The 26145-nt window shown below is 65.9% G+C and carries 23 protein-coding genes and 2 pseudogenes; 9 read left to right on the forward strand and 16 right to left on the reverse strand.

The window, feature by feature from the left end; all coding sequences use genetic code 11:
* Positions 1-72: 72 nt before the first annotated feature.
* Both Q9235_RS14610 and Q9235_RS14615 read left to right on the forward strand, forming a co-directional pair.
* Entirely contained in the window at positions 73-1308 is a 1236-nt protein-coding gene (locus tag Q9235_RS14610) for a CapA family protein (RefSeq protein ID WP_306222497.1), read from the forward strand.
* Positions 1309-1368: 60 nt separating this feature from the next.
* Positions 1369-2094 (forward strand): glutamine amidotransferase, encoded by a 726-nt coding sequence (locus Q9235_RS14615; protein WP_306222498.1) that lies wholly within the window; start codon positions 1369-1371, stop codon positions 2092-2094.
* A 194-nt stretch (positions 2095-2288) separates the two neighbouring features.
* Here the strand turns inward: Q9235_RS14615 and Q9235_RS14620 are convergent, their stop codons facing one another.
* From Q9235_RS14620 to Q9235_RS14650, 7 genes are all read right to left on the reverse strand, one after another.
* Complete coding sequence (locus Q9235_RS14620; protein WP_306222499.1) at positions 2289-3626, reverse strand: MmgE/PrpD family protein; 1338 nt, start codon at positions 3624-3626, stop codon at positions 2289-2291.
* Positions 3623-4477 (reverse strand): nitrilase-related carbon-nitrogen hydrolase, encoded by an 855-nt coding sequence (locus tag Q9235_RS14625; RefSeq protein WP_306222500.1) that lies wholly within the window; start codon positions 4475-4477, stop codon positions 3623-3625. Before Q9235_RS14625 ends, Q9235_RS14620 begins: the two co-directional genes overlap by 4 nt.
* 56 nt (positions 4478-4533) lie before the next feature.
* On the reverse strand, positions 4534-5424 hold the full coding sequence (locus Q9235_RS14630; protein WP_306222501.1) for a glycine betaine ABC transporter substrate-binding protein: 891 nt from the start codon (positions 5422-5424) through the stop codon (positions 4534-4536).
* A 37-nt stretch (positions 5425-5461) separates the two neighbouring features.
* Positions 5462-6190, reverse strand: a complete 729-nt coding sequence (locus Q9235_RS14635; protein WP_306222502.1) for an ABC transporter permease — start codon at positions 6188-6190, stop codon at positions 5462-5464.
* Position 6191: 1 nt separating this feature from the next.
* Positions 6192-7298, reverse strand: coding sequence for an ABC transporter ATP-binding protein (locus tag Q9235_RS14640; protein WP_306222503.1), 1107 nt, complete (start codon positions 7296-7298; stop codon positions 6192-6194).
* On the reverse strand, positions 7295-7954 hold the full coding sequence (locus Q9235_RS14645) for an ABC transporter permease (RefSeq protein ID WP_306222504.1): 660 nt from the start codon (positions 7952-7954) through the stop codon (positions 7295-7297). Before Q9235_RS14645 ends, Q9235_RS14640 begins: the two co-directional genes overlap by 4 nt.
* Before the next feature lie 123 nt (positions 7955-8077).
* Entirely contained in the window at positions 8078-9073 is a 996-nt protein-coding gene (locus tag Q9235_RS14650; protein ID WP_306222505.1) for a GlxA family transcriptional regulator, read from the reverse strand.
* Between the two features lie 185 nt (positions 9074-9258).
* On the opposite strand from Q9235_RS14650, the gene Q9235_RS14655 reads away from it, so the two are divergent.
* Together Q9235_RS14655 and Q9235_RS14660 are read left to right on the forward strand one after the other, a co-directional pair.
* Positions 9259-10497, forward strand: coding sequence for an aromatic ring-hydroxylating oxygenase subunit alpha (locus tag Q9235_RS14655; protein ID WP_306222506.1), 1239 nt, complete (start codon positions 9259-9261; stop codon positions 10495-10497).
* Positions 10494-11549, forward strand: a complete 1056-nt coding sequence (locus tag Q9235_RS14660; RefSeq protein ID WP_306222507.1) for a flavin reductase family protein — start codon at positions 10494-10496, stop codon at positions 11547-11549. The genes Q9235_RS14655 and Q9235_RS14660 overlap by 4 nt, the downstream gene beginning before the upstream one ends.
* A gap of 124 nt (positions 11550-11673) precedes the next feature.
* Here the strand turns inward: Q9235_RS14660 and Q9235_RS14665 are convergent, their stop codons facing one another.
* From Q9235_RS14665 to Q9235_RS14695, 7 genes are all read right to left on the reverse strand, one after another.
* Complete coding sequence (locus tag Q9235_RS14665) at positions 11674-12840, reverse strand: NAD(P)/FAD-dependent oxidoreductase (RefSeq protein WP_306222508.1); 1167 nt, start codon at positions 12838-12840, stop codon at positions 11674-11676.
* A gap of 8 nt (positions 12841-12848) precedes the next feature.
* A complete protein-coding gene (locus Q9235_RS14670) occupies positions 12849-14459 on the reverse strand; it encodes an FAD/NAD(P)-dependent oxidoreductase (protein WP_306222509.1) in 1611 nt (536 codons plus the stop codon).
* Between the two features lie 98 nt (positions 14460-14557).
* Positions 14558-15316, reverse strand: a complete 759-nt coding sequence (locus tag Q9235_RS14675; RefSeq protein ID WP_422678194.1) for an amino acid ABC transporter ATP-binding protein — start codon at positions 15314-15316, stop codon at positions 14558-14560.
* Positions 15313-16164, reverse strand: a complete 852-nt coding sequence (locus Q9235_RS14680) for an amino acid ABC transporter permease (protein ID WP_306222511.1) — start codon at positions 16162-16164, stop codon at positions 15313-15315. The genes Q9235_RS14675 and Q9235_RS14680 overlap by 4 nt, the downstream gene beginning before the upstream one ends.
* A complete protein-coding gene (locus Q9235_RS14685) occupies positions 16161-16910 on the reverse strand; it encodes an amino acid ABC transporter permease (protein WP_306222512.1) in 750 nt (249 codons plus the stop codon). Before Q9235_RS14685 ends, Q9235_RS14680 begins: the two co-directional genes overlap by 4 nt.
* A gap of 120 nt (positions 16911-17030) precedes the next feature.
* Positions 17031-17852, reverse strand: coding sequence for a transporter substrate-binding domain-containing protein (locus Q9235_RS14690; protein ID WP_306222513.1), 822 nt, complete (start codon positions 17850-17852; stop codon positions 17031-17033).
* An 89-nt stretch (positions 17853-17941) separates the two neighbouring features.
* A complete protein-coding gene (locus Q9235_RS14695; RefSeq protein WP_306222514.1) occupies positions 17942-18928 on the reverse strand; it encodes a GlxA family transcriptional regulator in 987 nt (328 codons plus the stop codon).
* A gap of 70 nt (positions 18929-18998) precedes the next feature.
* Between Q9235_RS14695 and Q9235_RS14700 the strand changes: the two genes are divergently transcribed.
* The 5 genes from Q9235_RS14700 (at position 18999) to purU (ending at position 25089) form a co-directional block, all read left to right on the forward strand.
* Positions 18999-20249, forward strand: a complete 1251-nt coding sequence (locus Q9235_RS14700; RefSeq protein WP_306222515.1) for a sarcosine oxidase subunit beta family protein — start codon at positions 18999-19001, stop codon at positions 20247-20249.
* Between the two features lie 24 nt (positions 20250-20273).
* Positions 20274-20549 carry a sarcosine oxidase subunit delta gene (locus Q9235_RS14705; protein ID WP_306222516.1) on the forward strand — a complete coding sequence of 92 codons (276 nt, stop codon included), beginning with the start codon at positions 20274-20276 and terminating at the stop codon, positions 20547-20549.
* Positions 20546-23530, forward strand: a complete 2985-nt coding sequence (locus Q9235_RS14710) for a sarcosine oxidase subunit alpha family protein (RefSeq protein WP_306222517.1) — start codon at positions 20546-20548, stop codon at positions 23528-23530. Before Q9235_RS14705 ends, Q9235_RS14710 begins: the two co-directional genes overlap by 4 nt.
* Positions 23523-24143, forward strand: coding sequence for a sarcosine oxidase subunit gamma (locus tag Q9235_RS14715; RefSeq protein WP_306222518.1), 621 nt, complete (start codon positions 23523-23525; stop codon positions 24141-24143). The genes Q9235_RS14710 and Q9235_RS14715 overlap by 8 nt, the downstream gene beginning before the upstream one ends.
* 82 nt (positions 24144-24225) lie before the next feature.
* The gene (gene purU, locus Q9235_RS14720) at positions 24226-25089 is read left to right on the forward strand and encodes a formyltetrahydrofolate deformylase (RefSeq protein ID WP_306222519.1); all 864 of its coding nucleotides are present in this window, start codon (positions 24226-24228) and stop codon (positions 25087-25089) included.
* A 261-nt stretch (positions 25090-25350) separates the two neighbouring features.
* On the opposite strand, the pseudogene Q9235_RS26840 reads toward purU, so the two are convergent.
* A pseudogene (locus Q9235_RS26840) lies at positions 25351-25593 on the reverse strand (integrase core domain-containing protein); the annotation flags it as partial.
* A pseudogene (locus Q9235_RS26845) lies at positions 25570-25803 on the reverse strand (transposase); the annotation flags it as partial. The pseudogenes Q9235_RS26845 and Q9235_RS26840, both read right to left, overlap by 24 nt.
* Positions 25804-26145: the final 342 nt, after the last annotated feature.

Here is a 26145-nt window from a genome sequence, read left to right on the forward strand (position 1 = left end):
AGCGCTCCGGGCATCCGTTCAACCCCACCCCGTTCACGCTGCGACGTGCCGCGGCGCAGGAGAGGCTTTGCCATGACCAACACGTTCACGATCGCCGTCACCGGGCAGTCGCTCATCAAGCGCGACATCCGCGGCGTGGATAAGCCCGGATTTCAAGGCGTCCGCGAGGTGCTCGGACGCGCCGATCTGCGCTTTACCAATTTCGAGAGCACCATCCTCGGCGCCCATGGCGGCTGGCCGCTGAAGGGGCGCTTCTTCGGATGCAGCCAGCCCGTCGTTCTCGGTGCGCTCCAGGACCTCGGCTTCCAGGCTCTCTCGTTGTCCAATAACCACGCCTTCGACCTCGGACCGGCCGGCATTCTGTCGACACTGGAGGAGGTCGACAAACGCGGCTTCCTTCATGCCGGTATCGGGCGCAACCACACGCTGGCCGGCCGGGCGGCCAAGGGAGAGTTCGCCGGGCGAAAGGTGGCGCTCATCGCCATGGATGGCGGGCCGGGGCCGGATTTCATGTATGCCGCCGATTCCGCGGATGGCCGCCCCGAACGCCCGGGCGTCAATCGCCTGAAGCTGGGCAAGGTCATCGATGTCGATGCCGAGGCTTTCGAGCAGTTGCGCATGATCCGCGACAAGGTCGGCTACACGCTGATGGATCTCGGCAATGACAGCCAGCCGGACGACCGGCCGGAGGTCGATCTCGAAACCGAGATCAGCATCGCGCGGGCCATCTTCCGGCGCTCGGACGGGTTCGGCCGGCGCGTCAAGGTCGATGCCGCAGACATCGCCCGAAACACAGCGGCCATTACGGCGGCGGCCGAAGAGGGATACCTGGTCATAGCCTATCTGCATCACCACCACTGGGCGTCGGACTGGTACCAGGTGCCTGACTGGGTCGGGGCCGTCGCTAAGACGTGCATCGATGCCGGCGCGGCCATGTTCGTCAGCCATGGCGCGCCGGTTCTCCAGCCCATCGAGATCTACAAGGGCCGGCCGATCTTCTACAGCCTGGGCAACTTCATCTTCCACGTCCGCTCGGAGAAGTCGCCGTGGATGGCGCGGGAAGTGTGGGAGAGCGTCATCGGGCTCTGCTCCTTCGGCGAGGACGGCGAACTTGCCGGCCTGTCCTTCCATCCGGTCGTGGTCGGCGGCAGTGAAAGCGCGAGCAGCGACATCCTGGAGCAGCGGCTGGTGCCCGAGCTCGCTGACGACGCCGATGCGGACCGGATCCTGAGGCGCTTCAGGGATCATTCGGCGAAGCTCGGCATACGGATCGACATCGAGAACGGTGTCGGCACGCTTCGTCTGTGAGCGGCGCGCATCCGGCGGTCGTCAGCAGCCTCAATATTCTGTCGCGGGGAGAAGCCTGCCTTGAGTTCCGATTGCTTGCTGCTTGTCCAGGTAGGCACGCCTCCCGACGATATTCGCGGCCCGCTGGGTGACTTTCCCCTCTGGTTCCATCGCGCTCTGCGGCAGCCCGGCGAAACGCTGCAAGTCGTCCGTGTCTTCGAGGGGGAGCATTTGCCTCCCCCCGAAACCGTTCGCGGCGCGATCATCACAGGATCGTGGCACATGGTGACGGAGCTCCTGCCATGGAGCGAGGCGGCCGCGCATTGGATACGCGACGCCATGGCGATCGAGCTGCCGCTCTTCGGCGTCTGCTACGGCCATCAGTTGATGGCCCATGCTCTCGGGGGGCGCGTGGATTATCACCCTGACGGACGTGAAATCGGCACGCAGACGATCCGTCTGCTGGCAGGGGCGGAGGATGATCCCCTCCTCAAGGCGATGCCTGTTCGGTTCTCGGCGCATCTGACACATATGCAGACGATCATCGACCTGCCGACCTGTGCATGCGCTCTCGCAGTTTCAGATCACGACCGGCATCAGATTGTTCGCTACGGATCAAATGCAATCTCGACGCAGTTCCATCCTGAATTCACGCCGGAGATTTGCGCAGCCATTATTCGCCTGCGCACCGAAACGCTGCGCGACGAAGGCCGAGACCCGACCTCGTTGCTTGCTGCAATCGATGATGCACCTGAGCCAGCCCGGCTACTCCGCAGGTTTGCCATGCCGGTCTTGAGATCGTTATAGGCCCCTGGGGCCAACGGTTCCTCGGCTCTGCGGCCGACATGGTCGATATCTTCTAGACGCGCCATAAGCGAATATTGAGCGACTGCCCGGCAGCGGACAGTCCTCGCCCCTATTCGGGACGGCAACTCGCGATCCGTTGCCAACATTGGTTCGTGACTGGCTTTCAGGTGCGCGTTGAAGTGAATCTTTGGGCCTCAGATCGGCACAAGCAGCGATGCCAGCTCAAGCCGATTTGGCCGGTCAGGTTCGGCGAGCTGCATGCAACCGATGCCTATGACCGAAGCTTCGCCATCAAGTGCATCAGTCAGAAGATCAAACTTCGAAAGCATCTCGGCATCCGACAACGGTTCCATCCGATCGCCGCGAGCGACTGTATCTGCTGAGGCCAGTATTTGCCCGGACTTCAGCGTGATATGCAGGCGCGCCACTCTTTCGGCCGGGAAACGCCGAGACAATAGAGGCGCTTCGACAAGCCGGACCCGGCTCAGAAGATCGCCGATGGTAGGGTCAGCCAAGCCGTCCGGGCCGATTTCGGCTGCGCCAAGCCGTCCGCGAACCAGGTAGGCGGCGACCGGAAAGCCGATGGCGTACTGGGCGGCCTCGGTGGTGGTCGGCAATTGCGCTCCCAGGCGCACAGCTTCGTGGAAGGTCTCGACCTCGACGCTGTCGATATCAGCCGCCGCGAACGCATGTTCCGCCATCAGGCGGCTCGCTGCCTCGATCGCGGGCTGCGCCCAGCGGCAAACCGGCCAAGGCTTGAAGTACTGGTCGAGGATGAGCCAGCGTTCTCCCAGGTCCGCCCAGACCTGCGCCTGGTCCGGCGCCTCCATGGTGATGGCCGGAGCGCCGGTGAAGCCGTCCCGTGCCAGGTAAGCCGCGCTAACGCCCGCAAGCGCTCCCCATCCAGAGCCGTCCTTCACCATCGTCGGGTGGTCGATGCAGCGCATCATTTGGCTGCGCGGGCCGTGATACTCGGCGATCCCGAGAGCATGGCGCGTCTGCTTGGGCCCAAGGCCGAGCAGACGCGCGGTGACGGCTGCGCAGCCGAGCGCGTTCCAGGCTCCGGAGGTATGGTAATCGCAGGCGCTGGCGTGCAGGGCGATGCCGGCGCGTGTCGCGATCTCGTAGCCCAGCACAAGGCTGGTCAACAGAGCTTCTCCATCGAGGCTGTCGCCATCCAGCAGGCCTTCGGCATCCGCAACCGCCAGGATGGTCGGGAGGATGGCGACACCGGCATGGCCCTTGGTCAGGGCGTGGCCGTCATGGGCATCGAAGGAATCGATCGTCGTCGCGCCGGCAAATGCCGCCCCCGAGGCGCTGGCCCTGCGCCCGTCGAACAGGAGACGGGCTCCCTTGCGGCCGCTCCCGAGATGGTCGACGGCGAAATCATGAGCGATCCGCGACAGCTCGGTCCGGCGCCCGCTCGCTGCGACGCCGATCAGGTCGAGCAGGCAGCGCCGGGCCTGATGACGCACCTCGGCCGGCAATTGGGCAAAGCTGAGCCGGTGAATGAAATCGATCGGATCGGTCATGGAGCAGGGCCCTCGCCCTTTGAGATGTTTGCCAACAGGGCGCGCACCAGCGCGGGATCGCTGTCGCGCACTGTGGGCAGCCGGCGCCGGGCCACTTCGCCCTCTGCCTGCTCCAATGACGCGATGATGAGTTCCGGTGCGGCGCCCGCGCGCGCGATTTCGCGCCCGGAGGCATCGAGAATGCGTGAGCCGCCCCAGAACGCGACGTCGCCGCGGCTGCCACAATGATTGGCGAAGAGCGTCGGCAAGCCATAGGTCAGAGCCGTGTGTGCGAGATTGACGATCCAGCCGCTTGGATTGTCGAAGCCGTCGCCCACCGCTCCGAGCGCCGAGGCGGCCGGCAGCAGCAGCAGGTTGATGCCGGACAAGGCAGCGAGCCAGGGCAAGGCGGGATTCCAGGCATCGGCACAGATCAGTGTGGCTGCGCGCCAGCCGCGCTCCAGCACGGTCGGCGCAAGAGCATTTCCGCGTGCGTAGACGCGGTCCTCCCGCAGGGCGCCGTAGCCGGGCAGGTTCAGCTTTCGGTGGACCGCCAGCACCTTGCCGTCGTGGAACAGGCCCTGCGCATTGAAGAAGCGGCCGTCCCGGTCGCGCTCGATAAAGCCGGCGGAGATCGTGATCCCGCGCGCAGCCTTGGCGAGGCCGAGCAATTCCTGCGAGCCCTGCTCCAGCGCGAGCGCCTCGCAATCGGGCGCGGACAGGTAATCCGTCAGCGACAGCTCGGGGAAGAGCAGCAGTTCGACCCCGGCCTCGCGGGCGGCCGCTATCGTCGACAGATGCATGGCGAGATTGGCCGGCACATCCCCCGGTTCGCAGCGGATCTGGGCAACGGCGACTTTCAGCGACGGCATGGCGGCTCTCGGGCGGAGCCGGAAGCGCGCTGCGCTTCCGGCATGTCGGGCCGGCTTCAGACCAGCGATTGCGCCTTGAGGAAGCCGGCCGCGACGTCCTCGACGGTCTTCTTGTCGACATCGACCGAGGCGTTGAGCTTGGCCATGGTCGCGTCGTCGAGCTTGGCGGAGAGCCCGTTCAGGATCTCGGCGAGCTTCGGGTTCTTGTCCAGCGTCTCCTTGCGGATGACCGGCGTCATCGCATAGGTCGGGAAATAGCCCTTGGTGTCGGTCAGGATGACGAAATCGAAGGCCGGGACGCGCCCGTCCGTCGCGAAGACGAGGCCGACATCGACCTGGGAATCACGCAGTGCCTGATAGACCAGGCCGGTATCCATGCGTACGACGTTCTCGCGCCCGAACTCGAAGCCATAGGCCTTCTGCAGCGGGACGAGTCCGTCCGGGCGGGCGTAGAACTCGGCATTGCAGCCGAACTTCAGGCCCTCGCCGCCCTTGGCCTTGCTGGCGAGGTCGTCCAGCGTCTTGATGCCCTTGGCGTCGGCGTCCTTCTTGCGCATCGCGAGCGCATAGGTGTTGTTGGCCTTCGAGGGGTTCAGCCAGACAAGGCCCTTCGCGGCGTCGAGTTCCTTGACCTTGGCATAGGTCGCGTTGGCATCGAGCTTGTCGGTGACCTTGTTGAAGGTGATCAACGAGGTGCCGGTATATTCCCAGTAGACGTCGATCTGCCCGGCTTCCTGCGCCTGGCGCAGCGGCGCCGTGCCGAGGCCGGCGCGCTTGTCGACCGTGAAGCCCTTGGCCTTGAGCAACTGCGTCGTCATCTCCGCCATGAGCTGTTGCTCGGTGAAGTTCTTGCCGCCGACGACGACGGTCTGCGCCTGCGCGGCGAGCGGCAGGGCCGCGAAGGCCAGCGCGGCGGAAGCGAGGCGGAGGAAACTGCGCTTGAGCATGGTCGTAATCCTCTTTTCTGGTTGAACGGATCGCTGCTCAGCGCAGCGGGTTGACGCCTCGCGGAACCAGCCAGAACTGGATCTGGCCGATCAGGAAATCGACGAGCACGGCGAGCAGCGCGGTCGGAATCGCGCCGGCGAGCAGCATGCTCGGCTCCATCAGGTCGATGCCGGTGAAGATCAGTTCGCCCAGCCCTCCGCCGCCGATCAGGAAGGCCAGCGGCACGGTGCCGATATTGATGGCGAAGGCAGTGCGGACGCCCGCCAGCATCACAAAGACGGCGTTGGGCAGTTCGACGCGCCGCAGAATCTGGCCGGGCGTCATGCCCATGCCCCGCGCGGCTTCGATCAGATGCTGCGGCACGGAGCGCAGGCCGGCGATGGTGTTGAGCACGATCGGCAGCAGCGTCAGCACGAACAGCGCGAAGACCGCCGGCGGCGAGCCGATGCCGAGGAAGGACATCGATATCGCCAGCAGCGCCAGCGTCGGGATGGTGGTGCCGAGATTGACGATCTGCGTCACGGCATCCGCGAAGATCTCGAAGCGCGGGCGGGTCAGGACGATGCCGAGGGGGGTGCCGACGACGAGCGCTATCGCGCCCGACATCGCCGCCAGCGCGAGATGCTGGCGGATGAGATAGGTGACGTCGCCGGAATGGCTGAGGATCGCGGGAATGGTGCCGCGCGCCTGCAGCCAGGCGCCGAGCGCGAAGGCGCCGAAGACCACGAGCCAGCGAAGCGTTCCGGCGAGGCCCGCGCGCGCCATCTCAGCTTTCCCGATAGGTCGCGCCGAGCACCTGGGTGATGCTCTTCTGGGTGATGTAGCCCTTGTAGAAGCCGTCGTCGTCGACGCAGGCGAGCCAGGTCACGCCATGGGTGAACATCTGCGAAACGGCGGTGCGCAGGTCATCGCGGATGTTGACGACGCCCGGCAGCGGCTCCTGATGCTCGCCGACCGTGCCTTTGCGCTCGCGCGCCTCTTCGAGCCGGATGACGCCGCGCGCCCTGCCTCGCGGGCCAACCATCACGACCGAGACATGGCCGTGCTCCTCCATCAGCCTGACGGCGGTATCGAGCGTGTCTTCCGCGCGGACGCGCGGAGGATCGGCCATCATCGCATCCGCGACGCGGATCAGGCGCAGCCGCTTCAGCGTGCGGTCCGAACCGACGAATTCCGAGACGAAGGCATCCACCGGATGGGCGAGGATGTTGTCGGGCGTGTCGTACTGGATCAACTTGCCGTCGCGGAAGATCGCGATGCGGCTCGCCATCTTCACGGCCTCGTCGATGTCGTGGCTGACGAAGACGATGGTCTTCTTCAGCTCCGCCTGCAGCTTCATGAACTCGTCCTGGATCACCTCGCGGTTGATCGGGTCGATGGCGCCGAAAGGCTCGTCCATGAGCAGAACCGGCGGGTCGGCGGCGAGAGCGCGCACCACGCCGACGCGCTGCTGCTGCCCGCCGGAGAGTTGCTTGGGATAGCGCTTGAGGAAGACGGACGGGTCGAGATTGACCATGTCGAGCAGTTCGGCCGCGCGCTTGCGCGACTTCGCCGTCGGCCAGCCCAGCAGGTCCGGCACGACGCAGATGTTCTCCTCGATCGTCATGTTGGGAAACAGGCCGATCTGCTGGATGACGTAGCCGATGGAGCGGCGCAGCGTGACCTCGTCGACACCCGCCGTATCCTTGCCATCGACATAGATCTTGCCGGATGTCGGCGGGATCAGCCGGTTGATCATCTTCATCGTCGTGGTCTTGCCGCAGCCCGAGGGGCCGAGCAGGACGCAGACGGCGCCGGCCGGCACCTCCATGTCGATGCGGTCGACGGCGACCATCGTCCCGAAATGCTTGGAGACCTGCTCGAGACGGATCATTTCAGCTTCAATCCCGGCGAGGTGAGGACGCGCTGCGCGAAGAGCAGGCCGTAATCGGCGATGATCGCGAGCAGGCTGACCGCGATGGCGCCGGTCAGGAGCTGGCGGATATCGGTCTGCGAGATGCCACGCGATATGAAGGTTCCGAGCCCGCCGGCGCCGATATAGGTCGCGATCGCAGCGATCGCGATATTGAGCACGACGGCGCTGCGCACTCCGTTGAGGATGACCGGCAGGGCCAGTGGCAGCTCGACCCGGCGCAGCCGCTCCAGCGTCGTCATGCCCATGCCGCGTGCCGCCTCGCGCAGGGCCGGGTCGACATTCATGATCGCCGTGTAGGTGTTCCGGATGATCGGCAGTTGCGCATAGAGGATCAGCGCGATCACCGCCGGCAGGTAGCCGATGCCGTGGCCGATCGTCGACAGGAGTGGAATCAGGATGCCGAACAGCGCGATCGAGGGGATCGTGATGATGATCGAGGCGATGTAGAGGACGAGATCGGCCGCGCGCCTGCTCTGCGTGATCGCGATGCCGGTCGGCACGCCGGTCATGATCGCGACGCCGACCGAGACGCCGACAAGCCAGACATGCTCGAGCATCCGCTGCCCGATCACGGTGAGATTCGCCATGATGAAGGCGATCGTCTCCACTGCCATCCCCTGTCGACGGTTATCCGCCTTGTCCGGGAAGTGTCGATCAGAACCGTTCCAAGCTCGGGCCGGGAAAGCGACATCGCATGTCGCGCTTGCGACGCCGCATCACGAGATATCCCCGCCGTTTCAGAGAGGCGGCGGCGGCGCCGCCTCTTCGGCGGTTGCCGGACGCCCGCGCAACTGGCTCGGCCGCAGGCCCTGCAGCTTCTTGAACCAATGGGCGAAATGGGAGGTCGAGGTGAAGCCTGCCGCGATCGCGACTTCCAGGATCGGTCTGTCGGAATAGAGCAGCAGCTCACGCGCACGGTCGATCCGCAGCGACAGGTAATAGCGTGCAGGCGAAGTCTGGAGGTAGCGCAGGAAAAGCCGTTCGAGCTGGCGCGGGCTCATGCCGACCGTCTCCGCGATGTCGGCGATCGAGATGGTGTCCTCGACATGGCGCTGCATGAGGCGCACCGCGCTGCGTACGGCAGGCGGCAGGTTCGACAGGCGCTCCAGCCGGCCACCGCTCTGGTTGTCGCGGTCATCACGGATGCGATCGTGATGGAACTGGTTGGCGACGCGCCGGGCAAGGTCGGCGCCGTGGCGCTCCGTGATGAGATGCAGCATCAGGTCCATGGCTGCCGTGCCGCCGGAACAGGTCATCCGGTCGCGGTCGATTTCATAGAGCTTGTCGGTGCAGATCAGGCCGGGGAACTCCTCCTGAAAGGCCGGGCGGTTTTCCCAGTGGATCGTCGAGCGATAACCGTCGAGCAGGCCGGCGCGCGCCAGCAGATAGGTCCCTGTCGAGAGCGAACCGACACGGATGCCGTAGCGGACCGCCTTGCGCAGAACCGCAAGATAGCGCCGCTCGTCGACCGACTGGATGCGCAGGCCGCCGCAGACGAAGAAATAATGCGAGCCGGCCAGCGCGCTTTCCGCAGCTTCGGTCGGGATCGGAATGCCGTTCGAGGCGGCGAGAACGCCTCCGTCCAGGCTCGCCAGCCGCCAGCGCCAGGCCTCGCGGTCGATCAACCTGTTGAGGGAGCGCAGCGGTTCGATCGCCGAGGCGACGCTCATCATCGAGAAGCCTTCGACGAGCAGTAGGGTGACGATCTGCGTGCCGGCCGGCGCCTCGCTCATGGGCTCGATCTCCTCGCTTGCATGATCCAATCTGGAGTCGATCCAAGGAAGCGGATTTCCGACATTGTTGCAATGAAAGCGACGCCGGTTCGTCGCAAAGCTTGTCAGCAAAGTCGCAATATTCCGGTCCTCGCCGGGCAGGGTGGCCCACAATCGCGATCCTCCGTCCGCAGGGTCCTCCGCCGATGATCGATCGCGACCGCATCCGACAGCTTCTGGCCGAGCGCCGCGAGGGCTTCAGCCTGCCGCAGGCCTTCTATGTCGATCCGGCGATGCACGAGACCGATATCAAGGCGGTATTCGAGACGGATTGGCTGTTCGCCTGCAATGCCTGCGAGATCAGGAAGCCCGGCGACTACCTGACGCTGGCGATCGGCGAAAATCCGGTCGTCATCCTCAGGGACCGCGACGGGCAGGTCCGCGCCTTCCACAATAGCTGCCGCCATCGCGGCTCGCGGATCTGCGGCCATGAGAAAGGCCGCGCCAACCGCCTCGTCTGCCCCTATCACCAATGGGTCTACGAGCTCGATGGTTCGCTCATCAACGCGCGTCAGATGCCGGCCGATTTCGACCGCTCGGAGCACGGTCTGAAGCCCGTCCATGTCGAGGTGATCTGCGGCATGGTCTATATCTGCCTGGCCGACGATCCGCCGGACCTGACGCGGTTTCGGGAGGCGGTGACGCCCTATATCGCGCCGCATATGCCGGAGCGCACCAAGGTCGCCTTCGAGATGACGCTGATCGAGGATGCGAACTGGAAACTCGTCATCGAGAACAACCGCGAGTGCTATCACTGCGCCGGCAACCATCCGGAACTGCTGGTGACGCTGGTCGAGTTCGCACTGCCGAACGACCCGCGCGGCCCGGCGGAGTTCAAGGCGTTGATGGATCGCAAGACGGCGAAATGGGACGCGCTCGGCCTCCCCCACCAGCCGGCTGACGGAGGGGAGGAGTTCCGCTGCATCCGCCTGCCGTTCCATGAAGGCGCGGTGTCCTTCACGATGGATGGCGGCCCGGCCTGCAGGAAGCTGCTTGCCGATTTCACCGAGCCGGACCTCGGCTCCGTCCGCATGTTCCGCGTCCCCAACAACTGGAACCACTTCCTGGCGGATCACATCATCCATTTCCGGGTCTTGCCGCTCTCGCAGGACAAGACCGCGGTAAGGACGACCTGGCTGGTACACGAGGACGCGGTCGAGGGCGTCGATTACGACATCGACCGCCTGACCGAGGTCTGGATCGCGACCAACGCGCAGGATGCGGAACTCGCGGCAGTGAACCATGCCGGCATCCGCTCCATGGGTTACCAGCCCGGCCCCTATGCGCCGTCCGAGTTCATGCTGACCAACTTCACCAACTGGTATGCCGGCAAGATGGCGGCCTATGCCGGCAGCCCGACGCCGATCAGGCTCGCGGCGGAATGACGGCCGACATCCTCGAAGCGGCCGATCGCTCCTCGCCATCGCGTGATCTGCTGCAATTGACCGTGGTCGAGATTCGCGACGAGACGCGCGACATCAAGACATTCGTCTTTTGCCCGGAAGGCGGCGTTCCCGCCTATTCGGCCGGACAGTCGATGACGCTGAAGCTCGAACTCGGCGGCGAGACGCTGTTCCGGACATTTTCCCTCGCGTCGGCCCCGGATGCGAGCGGCACCTTGGCGATGACGATCAAGGCTCATGCCAAGGGGCGTGCGACCCGCTGGCTGCACGACGAACTCAAGGTCGGCGCGAAACTCGAAGCCCGGTCGCCGAAAGGGCGCTTCACCATCGAGGGCCGCCGGACGGACAGGCTGGCGCTGATCTCGGCCGGATCGGGCGCCAGCCCGTTGATGGCGATGCTGCGTCATCTCGCGACCATGGCCCCCGATACCGACATCCACTGGCTTCATGCCGCCCGCATGCCCGGCGATGTGCTTTTCGCCCAAGAACTCGCTGCATTGCAGGCGCGGATGCCGCGCCTCAGGGTCTCGATTCTGGTCAGCCGGCCGGAGCCGGGCTGGTTCGGCTTCAGCGGCCGGTTGGGCCGGCGGCTGGTCTCGGTCGCACTGCCGGATTTCGGACGCCGCGAAGTGTTCTGTTGCGGCCCCGCCGGCTTCATGGAGGAGGCCCGGCTGATCCATGCCGCCGAGGGCGGTGCCCGGGACATGTTCCATGTCGAGCATTTCGGCGCGATCGTGCCGGCTTCACCGCCGCCGGCCCCGGTCGATGCGCCGGCGCAGGGCTATGCAGTCACCTTCGGCGACAAGCAGTTCACTGCCCAGTCCGGGGAGACGCTGCTGCAGGCAGCGACGCGCCAGACCATCGTCATTCCCTGCGGCTGCGCCTCGGGCATGTGCGGTACCTGCCGGGTCAGCCTCGTCGAAGGATCGGTCGACATGCAGCACGATGGCGGCATTTCGCCGGAAGAGGAGGCGCAAGGCTATATCCTCGCCTGCTCCTCGCGCCCGCGTTCGGATGTGACGATTGCCCTGTGAGGCGTTTCCGTCGTGCTCGCCCCTTGTGGCGGGCATCCGCGTCTCGAACACGGCACATGATCCGTGAAGCGAAGACATGGATGGTCGGGCCATGCCCGACCATGACGGCCTGACCGTTCGGCTCTCAGGCCGCGAGCGCCTCAGTTGCCGCCGTCACCTGCCAACCCTGCAATTCCCGCCAGTTCGGCTCCAGCTCGGCGAAGCGCGAGAGCTTGAAGGTCGAGATATCGGCGAAGCTGCAGGCCCCGTCGAGCACGAGGTCGCGGATCGCATGACCGCTCGCCGGGGACAGGCCGAAGCCGACGCTCGACAGCGTCGCGACGACGACATTCGCCTGCGAATCGAGCCGGTCGATCACCGGGCGCCCGTCCGGCGTGTTCTCGATCACGCCGGCCCAGGAGCGGATGATGCGTGCATGGGCAGCCTTCGGCAGAAGTTCCGCGAGACGGCGACCCATATGCAGCATCAGCGGCGTCGTCGGCTTGGCCGGCGTGCCCTGCTCCGCCATGGCGAGCCACTCATGCGGCCCGCCGCCATAGGCCAGATTGCCGCGCAGCGTCTGGCGGCCATAAAGGCCGCAGCCGTCGACCCCGCCGAGCGGCATCAGCGGCAGCGGCTCGGTCACGATCATCTCGCAGCGGGCCGACTGCACCGGCACCTCCTGCCCGAGCATGGCCGAAAGGCGCCCGGTCTGCGGACCGGCCGCCAGAACGAGGCTGTCGCATCCGATCGGGCCGCGATCGGTCTCGACGGCGGTCACCCGGTCGCCCTCGCAGCGGAAGCCGGTAACGGTCGTATGCTGGAGCACGCGCCCGCCATGGTCCTGCATCGCCCAGGCGTAGCCCTGCACAGTGCGATGCGGATTAGCATGGCCGCCGAACTTGTAGTGGTAGCCACCGACGATGGTGTCACCGGCCAGAGGCACCATCTCCTTGGCCTGCTTGACGTCGAGCACCTCGGACGCGAAGCCCTGCCGCTCGGCGTTCCGCAATGCGCGACCATAGAGCATCATCTGGTGCTCGCTGGCGGCGAGGCGCACCCGCCCGCCGCTGAACTCGGTCGGGTATCCCAGCAGTTCGTCCATGATCGGCCACAGCCGCTGCTCTTCGGCAAAGAGCGGCGAGTGATGGTGAGAACAGCCGCCACCGTTGCGGCCCGAAGCCTCCCAGCCGATCATGCCCTTCTCGATGACCAGTACGTCGACGCCGTCGCGCGCCAGCCACCAGCCGGCGGAAAGGCCCGTGACGCCGCCGCCGACGATGACGACGGACGCTCCCTTGATCTCGCTCATGATCGCTCTCACTCGCTTGCGACAGGGCCGGTCGCATCATTGGTCGCGACGGTGTAGCGCTCCGGCACCTCCCAGAACGGGACCCATTGCGCATGCATGCCGAACCAGGTGTCCCAATGCTCCGCCTGTTCCGGCGCTTCGGGCACATGCATCGTCATCGATAGGGGCATCGGCCGCGTCGGAGCGCGGTAGCCCGCAAGCGGGATGGCGGAAAGGGGCTGCGCCGCGCCGAGCGCCAACAGTGCCGAGACCTGCTCGCGGCAACGACGGCCCTGGCACGGCCCCATGCCGGCCCGCGTCAGCCGCTTGACCTGATCGGGGTTGGGCGGCCCTTTCCCGAGCAGCGCGGAGAGCGAGCGGTCGTTACGGCGCTCGTTCTGCCAGTCGAGATAGCGCGGCGGACGGATTTCGAGGACCTCGCGGGCCGTGACCTCCTCGCACTGGCAGACATGGAACTCGGCACGCGCCTCGACGACGCTGGCCCGGACCCAGGCCAGGCGATAGGCGGAGATGTCGTATTCCGGCGAAGGCGGCGCCTCGGCTCGCCCCTCTGCCGCCGCCCTGCCGAGCGCGGCGACGGCGCGTGCGGACTCCGCCTCGGCGATCGCGCGGTCACGCGTCTTGGCCGCCCAGATGCCGGCGCAGTCGCCGACCGCGTAGACATTGGCGATGCTGGTGCGCTGGCTGGCGTCGAGGATCGGCGCATAGCCGCCGCGCTCGGGCTGGAACGCGACCTTGCAGCCGGCAGCATCGATGAGGTCGATCACGGGCGTGGCCCCGACCGCGAGCACGATGCCGTCGCAGGCGATCCGGCGCTCGTCGGATACCGGGTGGCCCTCGTGGTCGAGCGCCGCGACGAGAGCCGCCTCGACGGCCTCGCGCCCGGAGGCCTCGCGTACGACATGGCTCGTCAGGATCTCGGTCCCGCCGTCGCGCAGGCTCGCCAGCAGTGCCGCATCGCCGACGGCTTCGCGCGCCTGCTCGACGACCGCCGCAATCTCGACGCCGGTCTCGCGCAGGGCCAGCGCCGTGGTCAGCGCCTCCGTGCCGGAGCCGAGAACGACGACCCGACGCGGGCCGAGCGCGCCATACCGCGTGGCGAGGCTGAGCGCCGCGGTTGCGCCTATCACGCCGGGCTTCTCCCAGCCGGGGAAGCCGAGCCCCATGTCGCGCCTGCCGCAGGCGAGGATGACGTGCTCGGCCTCGACCAGAAAGCTGCGTTCATCATCGGCCAGCCCGGCGACCAGCCCCGGCATCCAGCCCAGCGCGGCGCCGTTGGCATAGAGCCCCCAGCAGGCCGTGCCGAGGCGCACGTCGATGCCGGCCTCGAAGGCCTCCTCGATCCGTGGCTCGGAAGCGACGAACGCCTCCATCATCGCGTTGCGGTTGCGGGCATTGGCGGCCATGCCCTGTCCAAAGTGCAGCGGCACCTCGTCGCCCATCGTCTTGATGGACACCGGGTTCTCGTCGACGAGCAGCACACCGAAGCCGCGGGCGGCTGCCCCGATAGCCGCTTCAAGCCCGGCTGCGCCGCCGCCTATGACGAGCACATCCACCTTTTCGTCGATGACCAGCGGCTTGCCGGTGACGGATTTCGGGTCTGAGGCCGGACTGTTCATGAGGCTCGCTCTCGAATGACGGGAGGCATTCTTGGGCTCATGGACCGCATTGGCCGGCTGGTTTGCGACATCGGCCGGCCGGGACGCGACATGTCGCGTCAGAGCACCTGGTCCAGGAAGGCGCGGGTGCGGGCCTCGCGCGGCGCGCCGAAGAATTCGGCCGGCGGCGCATGCTCGACGATCACGCCGCCATCGGTGAAATAGACGCGGTCCGCGACTTCGCGGGCGAAGCCCATCTCATGAGTAACGAGGATGCAGGTCATGCCCTCGGCCGCGAGATCGCGGATGGCGACGAGCACCTCCTTCTTGGTCTCCGGGTCGAGCGCCGCGGTGACCTCGTCGAACAGCATCACCTTCGGGTTCATCGCGAGCGAGCGGGCGATCGCGACGCGCTGCTGCTGGCCGCCCGAGAGTTCGCCGGGATAGGCGTCGTGCTTGTGCGACAGGCCGACCTTGGCGAGCAGCCGCTTGGCCCGCTCCTCGACCTCGGCCCGGTCCTGCTTCAGCACATGGATGGGCGCCATCATCACGTTCTGCAGCGCCGTCTTGTGCGGAAACAGGTTGTATTGCTGGAAGACGATGCCGACGTCCCGGCGCAGCGCGAGCTTGTCGAGCGCGGGATCGTTGACCTGCCGGCCGGCGACGGTGATCGAGCCCTTGCTGATCGGCACCAGCGCGTTGATGCAGCGCAGCAGCGTGGACTTGCCCGAGCCGGACGGGCCGATGATGCAGACGGTCTCGCCACGGCGGATGGTGAGGCTGACATCCTTGAGGACCGGGAAGGCGCCGAACGCCTTCTCGACGCCTTCGACGACGACGACGGGCTCGCCGAGTTGATGCCTGGCGACCATGGTCATCCCTTCACGTTGAAGCGGCGTTCGAGCGCCATGGTGAGGCGCGCGATCGGGTAGCAATAGGCGAAGAACATCAGCAGGAGCAGCAGGTACATCGGCAGCATCAGCTCGGGCCGGCTCTCGGCGACGAGGGCGGCGCGCGTCACCGTCAGCCCGTCCTGGATGCCGACGACCGAGATCAGCGTCGTCGCCATGGTCAGGATGGCATAGAGATTCATCCAGGGCGGGATCATCCGCTTGAAGGCCTGCGGCAGGATGATCATCCACATCGTTTGGCGGCGGCTGAAGGCCAGGGATTCGGCGGATTCCCACTGGCCCGAGGGGATCGAGCGGATGCCACCGCGCACGATCTCGGAGACATTCGCCGCGACGGGAAGCGCCAGCCCGATGATCGCCTTGATCCAGGCCGGGAACGCGATGGAGATCGGCCCAAGCCTGATCTCGAAGGGCAGCAGGAACATCGCGTAGAACAGCAGGACGAGCCAGGGCGCGTTGCGGAAGAACTGCGTCGCGGCCCAGGCCGGCTTGCGCAGGGCCGCGGAGGGCGAGACCTGGCCGATACCGAACAGCACGCCGACGGCCGTTCCCAGCGCCATCGACAGGAAGCTGATCAGGAGGTTGAAGAGGAAACCCTGGAAGATCAGCGGCGCCCAGCGCCACAGGATCGTGACGGCGCTGTCGCGCGTGGCCGGCCCGGTCGCCTGCGCCAGGGCGAGCGACCCCGCAAAGACGATCGCGGCGCCGGCAATGAGGCCGGCACTCAGCAGCAGCGGGGCCGCCAGCCCGCTCGGCGCGATCGGCCCGGCACGGAACGGCTTCAGGACCGGAAGGTCTGTGGCGCCCACCCTCATGGCATGTAGCCCGGAATGCGCATGGCCTTCTCCCAGCGGTGCATGATCCAGACCAGCACACCGACGAGCAGCACATAGACGACGAGCAGGACATTCATCATCTCGCGGACATTGAACATCTCAGACCAGATCTGCGAGGCCGCATAAAGCAGCTCGGGCACGCCGATCGCGTAGGCGAGCGTGGTGGTCTTCACGAGGTTGACGAGGTTGTTGTTCAACGCGGGCAGGCAGATGCGAAAGGCGAGCGGCAGCACGATCTGGCGCCAGAGCTGGAACCGCGTGTAACCGAGGGATTCCGCCGCCTCGACCATCGTCTCGGGAACGGCCTCGATGCCGGCTCGGAAGATCTCGACATTGAAGGCCCCGGCGAAAAGAGAGAAGGCGATGATGGCCCAGCCCGTGCCGCTGATCAGCGGAGATTGGCCGCCGAAACCATCCGAAACCGTCGGCAGCACGCCGCCGACGGCAAAGTAGAAGAACGAGAGCTGAACGAGCGGCGGGGTGTTGCGGAAGAATTGGACGTAGGTCCGCACGAGAAGTCGGCCGAGCCGCGAGCCGCTGCCGGCGATCCAGACGCCGATGAGCCCGATCGCGAGCGAAGCCAGGATCGAGGCGACGCAGATATAGGTCGTCGTCCACAGGCCCGTGAGGAAGCGCGAGCGGTCGAAGGCATCGTAGAAGATCGAGAAATTGAGCCCCTGCGTGTCGTTCAGGCGCTCGAAGAAGGCTGCGATCATTTGGGACATCTCGGGGAGGATTGGAGCGTCATGGCCGGGCTTGGCCGGGCCATCTCGAAAACCAGAAATCTCCGGTCATGAGATTCCCGGGTCGAGACCACGCCTCGCCCGGGAATGACGAGCCGTCCCTTACGAGCCGCCCTTCAGCTTCTTGTTGGTCTCGATCAGGTAGGGGCTCTGCTTGATGCCCCACTTGCTCTCGAGCGCCAGCAGCTTGCCGCTCTTGTGCCATTCGACCGACATGTCCTTCAGCAGCTTGCCGAAAGCGCCGTCGAGATCGTCGAGCCGCACGGCCACGGCCCAGAGCTGCGGGTCTTCCGAGTTGAGCGGCATCTCGTAATTGGCCCATTTCGGATCTCCGCCCGAGAGCGTCGAAACGATGAGCGTGTCGTCGAAGAGGAAGGCGACGCAGTTATTGCCCTGCAGCGCGTTGAGACCGTCCGGCACCGAGGGGAAGACGACGAGCTCAGGCGAATAGACCTGTGAGACGCGGCGATTGTAATAAGCGCCCTGCACGGCGCAGACCTTGCGGCCCTTCAGGTCTTCCCACTTCTTGAGGCCGGCGCTCTTCGGCGCGAGCACATTGGTCGCGCCGGCATAGTAGTTCGGCTCGATCATGCCGATCTGCTTGCGCCGCTCGGCGGTGTCGCCCAACGTCGCGATCATCAGGTCGATGCGCCCTTGACGAAGGAACTCGATGCGATTGGCGGCGATGACCGGGATCATCTCGAGCTTGACGCCGATCTTGTCGGCAACCTCCTGAGCGAGGTCGATCTCGAGCCCGACGATCTTGCCTGACGGATCGAGGAAGCCCCAGGGCTTGTAGTCGTTCTTGACGCCGACGGTGAGAACGCCCTTCTCCTTGATCTTGGCCAGGGTGTCCTGAGCGAAGGCAGGCGCCGCGGCGAGCGTCGCGGCGAATGCCAAAGCGAGAGCGGTGAGTTTCTTCATCGGTCGCGATCCCCTGTGTTTTATTTGAACCCTTAGAGTTCCGGCGGATCGGTCTGCGTAATTGATCGCATGCGACGCGTTCTTGACGTTTAGCGTCGAGTGATCGCGTCGCGCGTCAGCCGCTCGGACCTTGGGGAATGGCCGAAACGCCCGCTATAGCTGCGGGAGAAATGACTCGCGCTGGCGAAGCCGCATGCCAGCGCGACTTCGAGGATCGAAAGGCTGGTCTGACGCAGCAGGTCACGCGCGCGATCGATGCGCAGAAGCATGTAATGCTCGCCGAGCGACCTCCCGAGATGCTGGCGGAACAGGCGTTCGAGCTGCCGCAGGGAGACATTGGCGAGCCTCGCCAGGTCCTCGCGTGCCTCAGGATGTTCGATGGTCTGCTCCATGCGGCTGATGACGCGCAGCAAGGGTGCGTGCGCGATGCCCAGCCGCTCGCGCAAAGGCATGCGTTGCGGACCAGCGCCTTCGCGGACATGGGTCTGAAGGAACCATTCGCTGACGGCGAGCGCGAGTTCGCTGCCATGCTCGCGTGCGATCACGCCATGCAGCATGTCGAGCGGAGCGGTGCCGCCGCTGCAGGTCAGGCGATCACGATCGATCTCGTAGAGCGAGCGGCGCAGATCAAGGTCCGGATATTCTTCAAGGAAGGCCGGCGCATGTTCCCAGTGAAGTGTAAAGCGATAGCCAGTCAGCACGTTTGCGCGGGCCAGCAGGTAGGCTCCCCCCGAAATGCCGCCGATCCGCACGCCACGCCGCGCTAGCTGGCGCAGCCAGGCAAACGTGGGCTGATGGTGAAACAGCGCGGGATTGCCGCCCGCACAGACGAACAGATAATCGAGCCGCAGATCGGCGCCGACACTCGCATCGGCCGCGATGGCGACGCCGTTCGAGGCCGAGGCCGGCGCTCCATCGATCGAGACATGGCTCCAGCGATAAAGTTGCCGACCCGAAAGCCGATTGGCCGCCCGCAGCGGCTCGATCGCCGAGGCATAGGGCAGCAGCGCAAAATCCGGGATCAACAGGAAGCCGACATGAGCCGGGGCGCTGTCGTCGCTCGCAGGCAATCTCATGTCGCTGTCGTGCATGTCACGGAGCCTATGTCGTTCAATCTCCAGATGACAAGCCCGTCCGGATCCTTCGATGCGCTATTCAGTCTTCTCGCTGCTCACTCAGGCCCTGCAAGGGCACAAGGGTTGGACGCCGGCCTGGCGCGATCCCGCGCCGAAGCCGGAATATGACGTCGTCATCATCGGCGGCGGCGGGCATGGCCTCGCCACGGCGCATTACCTCGCCAGCCGGCACAACATCACCAATGTCGCGGTGCTGGAGAAAGGCTATCTCGGCTCCGGCAATGTCGGGCGCAACACCACGATCATCCGGTCGAACTATCTCCTGCCAGGCAACACGCCTTTCTACGAACTCTCCATGAAGCTCTGGGAAGGGCTCGAGGAGGACCTGAACTACAACGCCATGGTCAGCCAGCGCGGCGTGATCAATCTCTACCACTCCGATGCGCAGCGGGACGCCTTTGCCCGGCGCGGCAACGCGATGCGGCTCGCAGGCGTCGATTCCGAACTGCTCGGCCGCGAGGAGGTGAGGGCGATGCTGCCCTATCTCGACCACGACAATGCCCGCTTCCCGATCCACGGCGGACTCTTGCAGCGCCGCGGCGGCAGCGCCCGGCATGATGCGGTCGCCTGGGGCTATGCCCGCGCCGCCGATAGCCGCGGCGTCGACATGATCCAGAATTGCGAGGTTACCGGCATTACCATGGTCGGCGGGCGTGCCGTCGGCGTCGAGACGTCGCGCGGTCCGATCCGTGCCAAGAAGGTCGCGATGGCGGTGGCCGGTAATTCATCCCGGGTGGCGGCCATGGCGGGCCTGCGGCTGCCGATCGAAAGCCACGTGCTCCAGGCCTTCGTATCGGAAGGGCTCAAGCCCCTGATCGACACCGTCGTCACCTTCGGCGCGGGCCACTTCTACATCAGCCAGTCGGACAAGGGCGGGCTCGTCTTCGGCGGCGATATCGACGGCTACAACTCCTATGCCCAGCGCGGAAACCTGCCCGTCATCGAGGACGTCATGGAATCGGCGATGGCGCTCTGGCCGGGCCTCGGCCGGGTGCGCATGCTGCGCCACTGGGGCGGGGTCATGGACATGTCGATGGATGGCTCGCCGATCATCGACTTAACGCCCGTAGACGGGCTCTACCTCAATTCCGGCTGGTGCTATGGCGGCTTCAAGGCGACGCCGGCCTCCGGCTTCTGCTTCGCCCATCTGATCGCGACGGGAGAGCCGCATCCGGTCGCGACTGCCTATCGGCTCGATCGCTTCGCCACCGGGCGCCTGATCGACGAGAAGGGCGCCGGCGCCCAGCCCAACCTGCACTGACCGCGCGCTGCCGAGGACCTTTCCATGCGCATTAACTGCCCCCATTGCGGCGCGCGCGACGCCCAGGAATTCAGCTATCTCGGCGCGGCCGACCCGCAGCGCCCGAACGGCCTCGCGGCCACAGAGGCGGCGATGACCGACTACGTCTATCTGCGCGACAATCCGGCCGGGGTGAATCGCGAGCTCTGGTATCACGGGGCCGGCTGCCATTCCTGGCTGGTCGTGACGCGCGATACCCGCACCCACGCGATCACGGCCGCCGAGCCGGCAAAGGTGCGCAAGGCAGGAGCAGCGGCATGAGCGGGCAGCCTTTCCGCCTCGCCTCCGGCGGCCTGATCAATCGCGCCAGGACGCTGAGCTTCAGCTTCGACGGCAAGCCGTACCGGGGGCATGCCGGCGACACGCTGGCCTCGGCCTTGCTCGCCAACGGCGTCCGGCTCGTCGGCCGCTCCTTCAAGTATCACCGGCCGCGCGGCATTCTCTCGGCCGGGCCGGAGGAGCCCAACGCCCTCGTGGAGCTGCGCTCGGGCGCACGTCGCGAACCCAATACGCGGGCCACGGTGGTCGAGCTGTTCGACGGGCTCGACGCTGCGAGCCAGAACCGCTGGCCCTCGCTCGCCTTCGACCTGCTCTCGATCAACGGTCTATTCTCGCCGGCGCTCGTGGCGGGCTTCTACTACAAGACCTTCATGTGGCCGGCGGCTTTCTGGGAGAAGCTCTACGAGCCGATCATCCGCCGCGCTGCGGGGCTGGGTCGTGCCGCCGGAGCCGAAGATCCCGACCATTACGAAAAGGCCTTCGCCTTCTGCGACCTGCTGGTGATCGGCGGCGGTCCTGCGGGGCTCGCCGCGGCGCTGGCGGCAGGGCGCAGTGGTGCCCGCGTCATCCTCTGCGACGAGGATTTTCGCCTGGGCGGGCGGCTGCTTGCCGAAAAGCGCGAGATTGCCGGCAAGCCGGCCAGCGAATGGCTGGCCTCGACGCTGGCCGAACTCGAAAGCATGCCCCAGGTGCGGATCATGTCCCGCACGACCGTCTTCGGGCTCTATGACCATGGCATCTATGGCGCGGTCGAGCGCGTCGGCGACCATCTGCCCGAGCCGGCAGCCCATGAGCCGCGCCAGCGCGGCTGGCGCATCTATGCCCAACGCGCGGTCCTGGCCGCGGGCGCGCTGGAGCGGCCGATCGTCTTCCCCGGCAACGACACGCCCGGCGTCATGCTCGCCGGCGCGGCGCGCGCTTATGTCAATCGCTACGGCGTTTTGCCGGGACGCGAGACTGTGCTGTTCACCGCCGGCGACGATGGCTGGGCGACCGCGCGCGACATCGCCGCTGCCGGCGGAAAGGTCGCGGCGATCGTCGATAGCCGCGTGGATGGCGACCCTGCACGCAAGGCGCTGGCCGAGAAGCTCGGTGCGCGGCTGTTTGCGGGCGGCGTCATCGAGAATGCGCGCGGGGGCCGCCAGCTCAGGGGCGTCACCATCCGCGATGCTTCCGGTGGTACGACGGCGGTCGACTGCGACCTGCTGGCGGTCTCCAACGGCTGGAACCCGACCCTGCACCTGACTTCGCATCAGAACGGCAAGCCGGCTTGGGATGAGGCTCAGCAATGCTTCGTGCCGGGCGCCTTGCCGGCGGGTCTCTCCGTCGCCGGCAGCGCGGCCGGCCATTTCACCCTGGCACAGGCGCTGGACGATGGTGCAAGGCTTGGCCGGGAGGCTGCCATCGAAGCAGGGCTGTCCCCTGCCGGCGCAGAGCCCGTCCCGGCGACCGATCCCGAGGCGGCAGGGCTGCAGCCGGTCTGGCGCGTGAAGGGCGCGAAGGGCAAGGCCTTCGTCGATTACCAGAACGATGTGACCGACAAGGATGTCGAGCTTGCGGCCCGCGAGGGTTTCCGTCCGGTCGAACATCTCAAGCGCTATACGACGCTCGGCATGGCGACCGACCAGGGCAAGACCTCGAATCTCGGCGGCCTCGCCATCATGGCCGAGCAGACGGGCAAGACGATCCCGCAGACGGGGACGACGACGTTCCGGCCGCCCTATACGCCGGTCGCGATCGGCGCGCTCGCCGGCCATCACCGCGGCAAGGATTTCAAGCCGGTTCGCCTGGCGCCGACCCATGCCTGGTCGCGCGAGCAAGGCGCGGTCTTCGTCGAGACCGGCCAGTGGCTGCGGGCACAGTATTACCCGAGGCCCGGCGAGAATGACTGGCTGACGACGGTCAATCGCGAGGTCCTGGCCGTTCGCGCCGGCGTCGGCATCTGCGATGTCTCGACGCTGGGCAAGATCGACATCCAGGGCGCAGACGCGGCCGAATTCCTCGAGCGCGTCTATACAAACGGCTGGAAGGCCCTGCCGGTCGGCAAGGCGCGCTATGGCCTGATGCTGCGCGAGGACGGCTTCGTCATGGACGACGGCACGACCTCCCGCCTCGGCGAGCAGCATTTCCTGATGACCACCACCACCGCCAATGCCGGCAAGGTGATGCAGCATCTGGAATTCTGCCATCAGGTGCTCTGGCCGGAGCTCGACGTGCGGATGGTCTCTGTTTCCGAGCAATGGGCGCAGGTTTCCATCGCCGGCCCGAAGGCCCGCGAGACACTGCGTGAAGTCGTGGATCCCGCACATGACATCTCGAACGAAGCCTTCCCCTACCTCGCGGCGCGAGCCATCACTGTCGGCGGCGGCATCCCGGCACGGCTGTTCCGGATCTCCTTCTCGGGCGAACTGGCCTATGAGCTGGCCGTTCCCGCGGACTACGGCGACGCGATGGCGCGCGCGCTGATGCAGGCGGGCGAGCGCTTCAACATCACGCCCTACGGCACCGAGGCGCTCGGCGTGATGCGCATCGAGAAGGGCCATGTCGCCGGCAACGAGCTCAACGGCCAGACCACGGCGCGCGATCTCGGCCTCGGCAAGATGATGTCGACGAAGAAGGACTTCATAGGCCGCCTGATGGCCGGCCGGCAGGCTCTGATCGAGAAGGACCGTCCGTCCTTCGTGGGGTTAAGGCCGGTCGACCCGACGCACCGCCTGCGCGCCGGTGCGCATTTCATCGGCATCGGCAAGGCGCCGATCATGGAGAATGACGAAGGCTACATGACCTCGGTCGCCTATTCCCCGCACCTGAACCACTGGATGGGTCTTGGCCTGATCCGTGGCGGCGCCGGCCGCATCGGCGATCGCGTGCGCGCCTATGATCCCGTTCGCAACGGCGACGTGGTCGTCGAGATCTGCTCACCCGTCTTCGTCGATCCCGAAGGGAGCCATCTCCATGGCTGAGACCGCGACCTCATGGGGGCCACGCGGCGCCTGGGCCGGCATCGCGCAGCCGGGTTCGTTCGGCGCGCAAGGTGAGACCGGCGTCGTCGCGACCCTGCTCGACAGCTTCGGCCTCGCGACCGTGATCGCGGCACCGGATGGCTCGGCGGCATTGTCGCGAACCTTTGAAGCGAGACTGGGCCTCGCCCTGCCGGCAACGCCGCGAATCGCCCGGGGTCCGGCTCACGACATCATCTGGGCCGGCCCAGATCAGTGGTTGCTTCGGGCCATCTCGCGCGATGGCTTTGCCGGGCTTCTCGATGAACTCTCTGCCCATGCCGCCGTGAGTGACCAGAGCGACGCGCGCGCCGCACTCAGGCTGGCGGGGCCGCGGGTTCGCGACGTGCTGGCCAAGGGCGTGATGCTCGATCTGCATCCCGCTGCCTTTGCCGTGGGTGACGTGGCGCTGACCAATGTCGCCTATGTCGGCATCCATCTCTGGCGGCTGGAGGACACCTCCGAAGGGCCGGCTTTCGAGATCACGGTCCCGCGCAGCATGGCGGGAAGCTTCTGGTCCTGGTTCGTCGCCTCGGCGAGCGAATTCGGCTGTCGCGTGGCATCGGGCCGAGGTTGACGGCGGCGCACGCGCGCTGCCGATCCATCTGCCCTCCCGCTACTGCTTCTGTCAGGGACCCGCTCCGGCGGGCCGATCGTCCATGTCCAACGCTCCGCTGATCCTGGCCCTGTCCTGCCCGGACCGCCCCGGCATCGTCGCCGCCGTATCGACACTGCTCGCCGAGGCAGGCTGCAACATCCGCGATGCCCAGCAATTCGACGACAGCGAAACCGGGCAGTTCTTCATGCGTGTCGTCTTCGACCGCCTGGACGGGACCCGCAGCGCTGCCGAGATCCGCGGCCTCGTCGACGAGATGGCATTGCGCTTCAAGATGACGGTCTCGCTTCGTGACGCCACCGCCCGGAAGCGTGTCTTGCTGCTGGTCTCGAAGTTCGACCATTGCCTCGCCGATCTGATCTACCGCTGGCGCATCGGCGAACTGGCGATGGACATCAGCGGCATCGTCTCCAATCATGGCCGTGAGCACATCGCCTCGACCGATCTCGGCGACCTGCCTTTTCATCATATGCCGATCAACCGGCAGACCAAGATGGAGCAGGAGGCCGAACTCTGGCGCCTGATCCAGGAGACGCAGACCGATTTCGTCGTGCTTGCGCGCTACATGCAGGTCCTGTCCGACGCTCTCTCGGCCAAGCTCTCGGGGCGCTGCATCAACATTCACCATTCCTTCCTGCCCGGCTTCAAGGGCGCCAAGCCCTATCATCAGGCCCACGAACGTGGCGTCAAACTGATCGGGGCGACAGCGCATTACGTGACATCGGATCTCGACGAGGGGCCGATCATCGAGCAGGACGTCGAACGCATTTCCCACCGCGACACACCCGATGACCTCGTCCGCAAGGGCCGCGATATCGAACGGCGAGTACTGGCCCGCGCGGTACGTTATCACCTCGAAGATCGGGTGCTGCTCAACGGCAAGAAGGCCGTCGTCTTCACCGACTGATCAAAGTTGACGTCATCATCGCTACCGCCTCGATGGATAGCAGGCATCCCCAGGCAGAGAACTGGTCAAGACCCATGCGCAAGGCGCCTGTCTTGCTTCTTTTTTGTCGGCTTTGCTTCTTGAAGCGCCGAGCCGGAATCCCGTCATCCCTTAGCAGCTTGAACAATCACCTCGACCTTTCTTTCGCTCGCGTCGCGAGGTGACACCGGCGTCGGTGGATATCGCATCATGCCGCCCTCGCCGACTGATCCACGATGATTGTTAGTGGACGGTTGGCCTCGACGACAGCGCGGGCGGCGTAGCTGGTCTGGTTTGCGCAGCCGCCCGTGCGGTCATGGCGGGGATGAAGACCTCCGGGGCGGGAGGCTTGTATTCGAGCGAACCATGCGGGCGCACGGTATTGAAGTGCTGCCGCCCGCTTTCGACGATGATCTTTGCCTCGGGGAGGCTGTAGAATATCTCGCCGCCGAGGAGTTCGTCGCGCAGCCGGGCGTTCTCGGCCTCAAGCTCCTTCACCCGCTTCACCTGGTCTGACTTCAGGCTGCCGAACTCACGACGCCAGCGGCAGTAGTTTACCTCCGTCACGCCGATCGAGCGGATCGCGTCTGCAACAGACTGCCACGGCGAGACCAGCACATCGACCTGGCGCAGCTTCGCGACGATCTCTGCGGGCTTGTGGCGCTTCTTTGGCGTCTCGGCCCTCCTGTCTGCCAAAAGACATACTTCAGGATGGACCTATTCAACGGGGGTGAATCAGGCGTGAGCGCCATTGCGTGAAGGCGGACGCTAGGATTTTTCTTTGCGCTCGATCAGGCAAACGGCGTCGCGGCTCCGGCAGCGGCGCCGTTCTTGCGTGGTGGAAGGTTTCGCTTGAAATCGAGTCTTTCGGCCCAAGGTCGCATCATGTCTGACTGAAAGTCGGATTATGTGCGAGTAAGTCGCATCAATTACGGCTTACGAGATGAATGGCGCGCCCGAAAGGACACCTATTGCGTGCGTTGCAACCTTAATGCAACCTATTCTTTTGATTGCGAGATTCCAGATCAGGGGTAGCGT

The organism is Bosea beijingensis (assembly GCF_030758975.1).
In the GTDB taxonomy this organism is placed as follows: domain Bacteria; phylum Pseudomonadota; class Alphaproteobacteria; order Rhizobiales; family Beijerinckiaceae; genus Allobosea; species Allobosea beijingensis.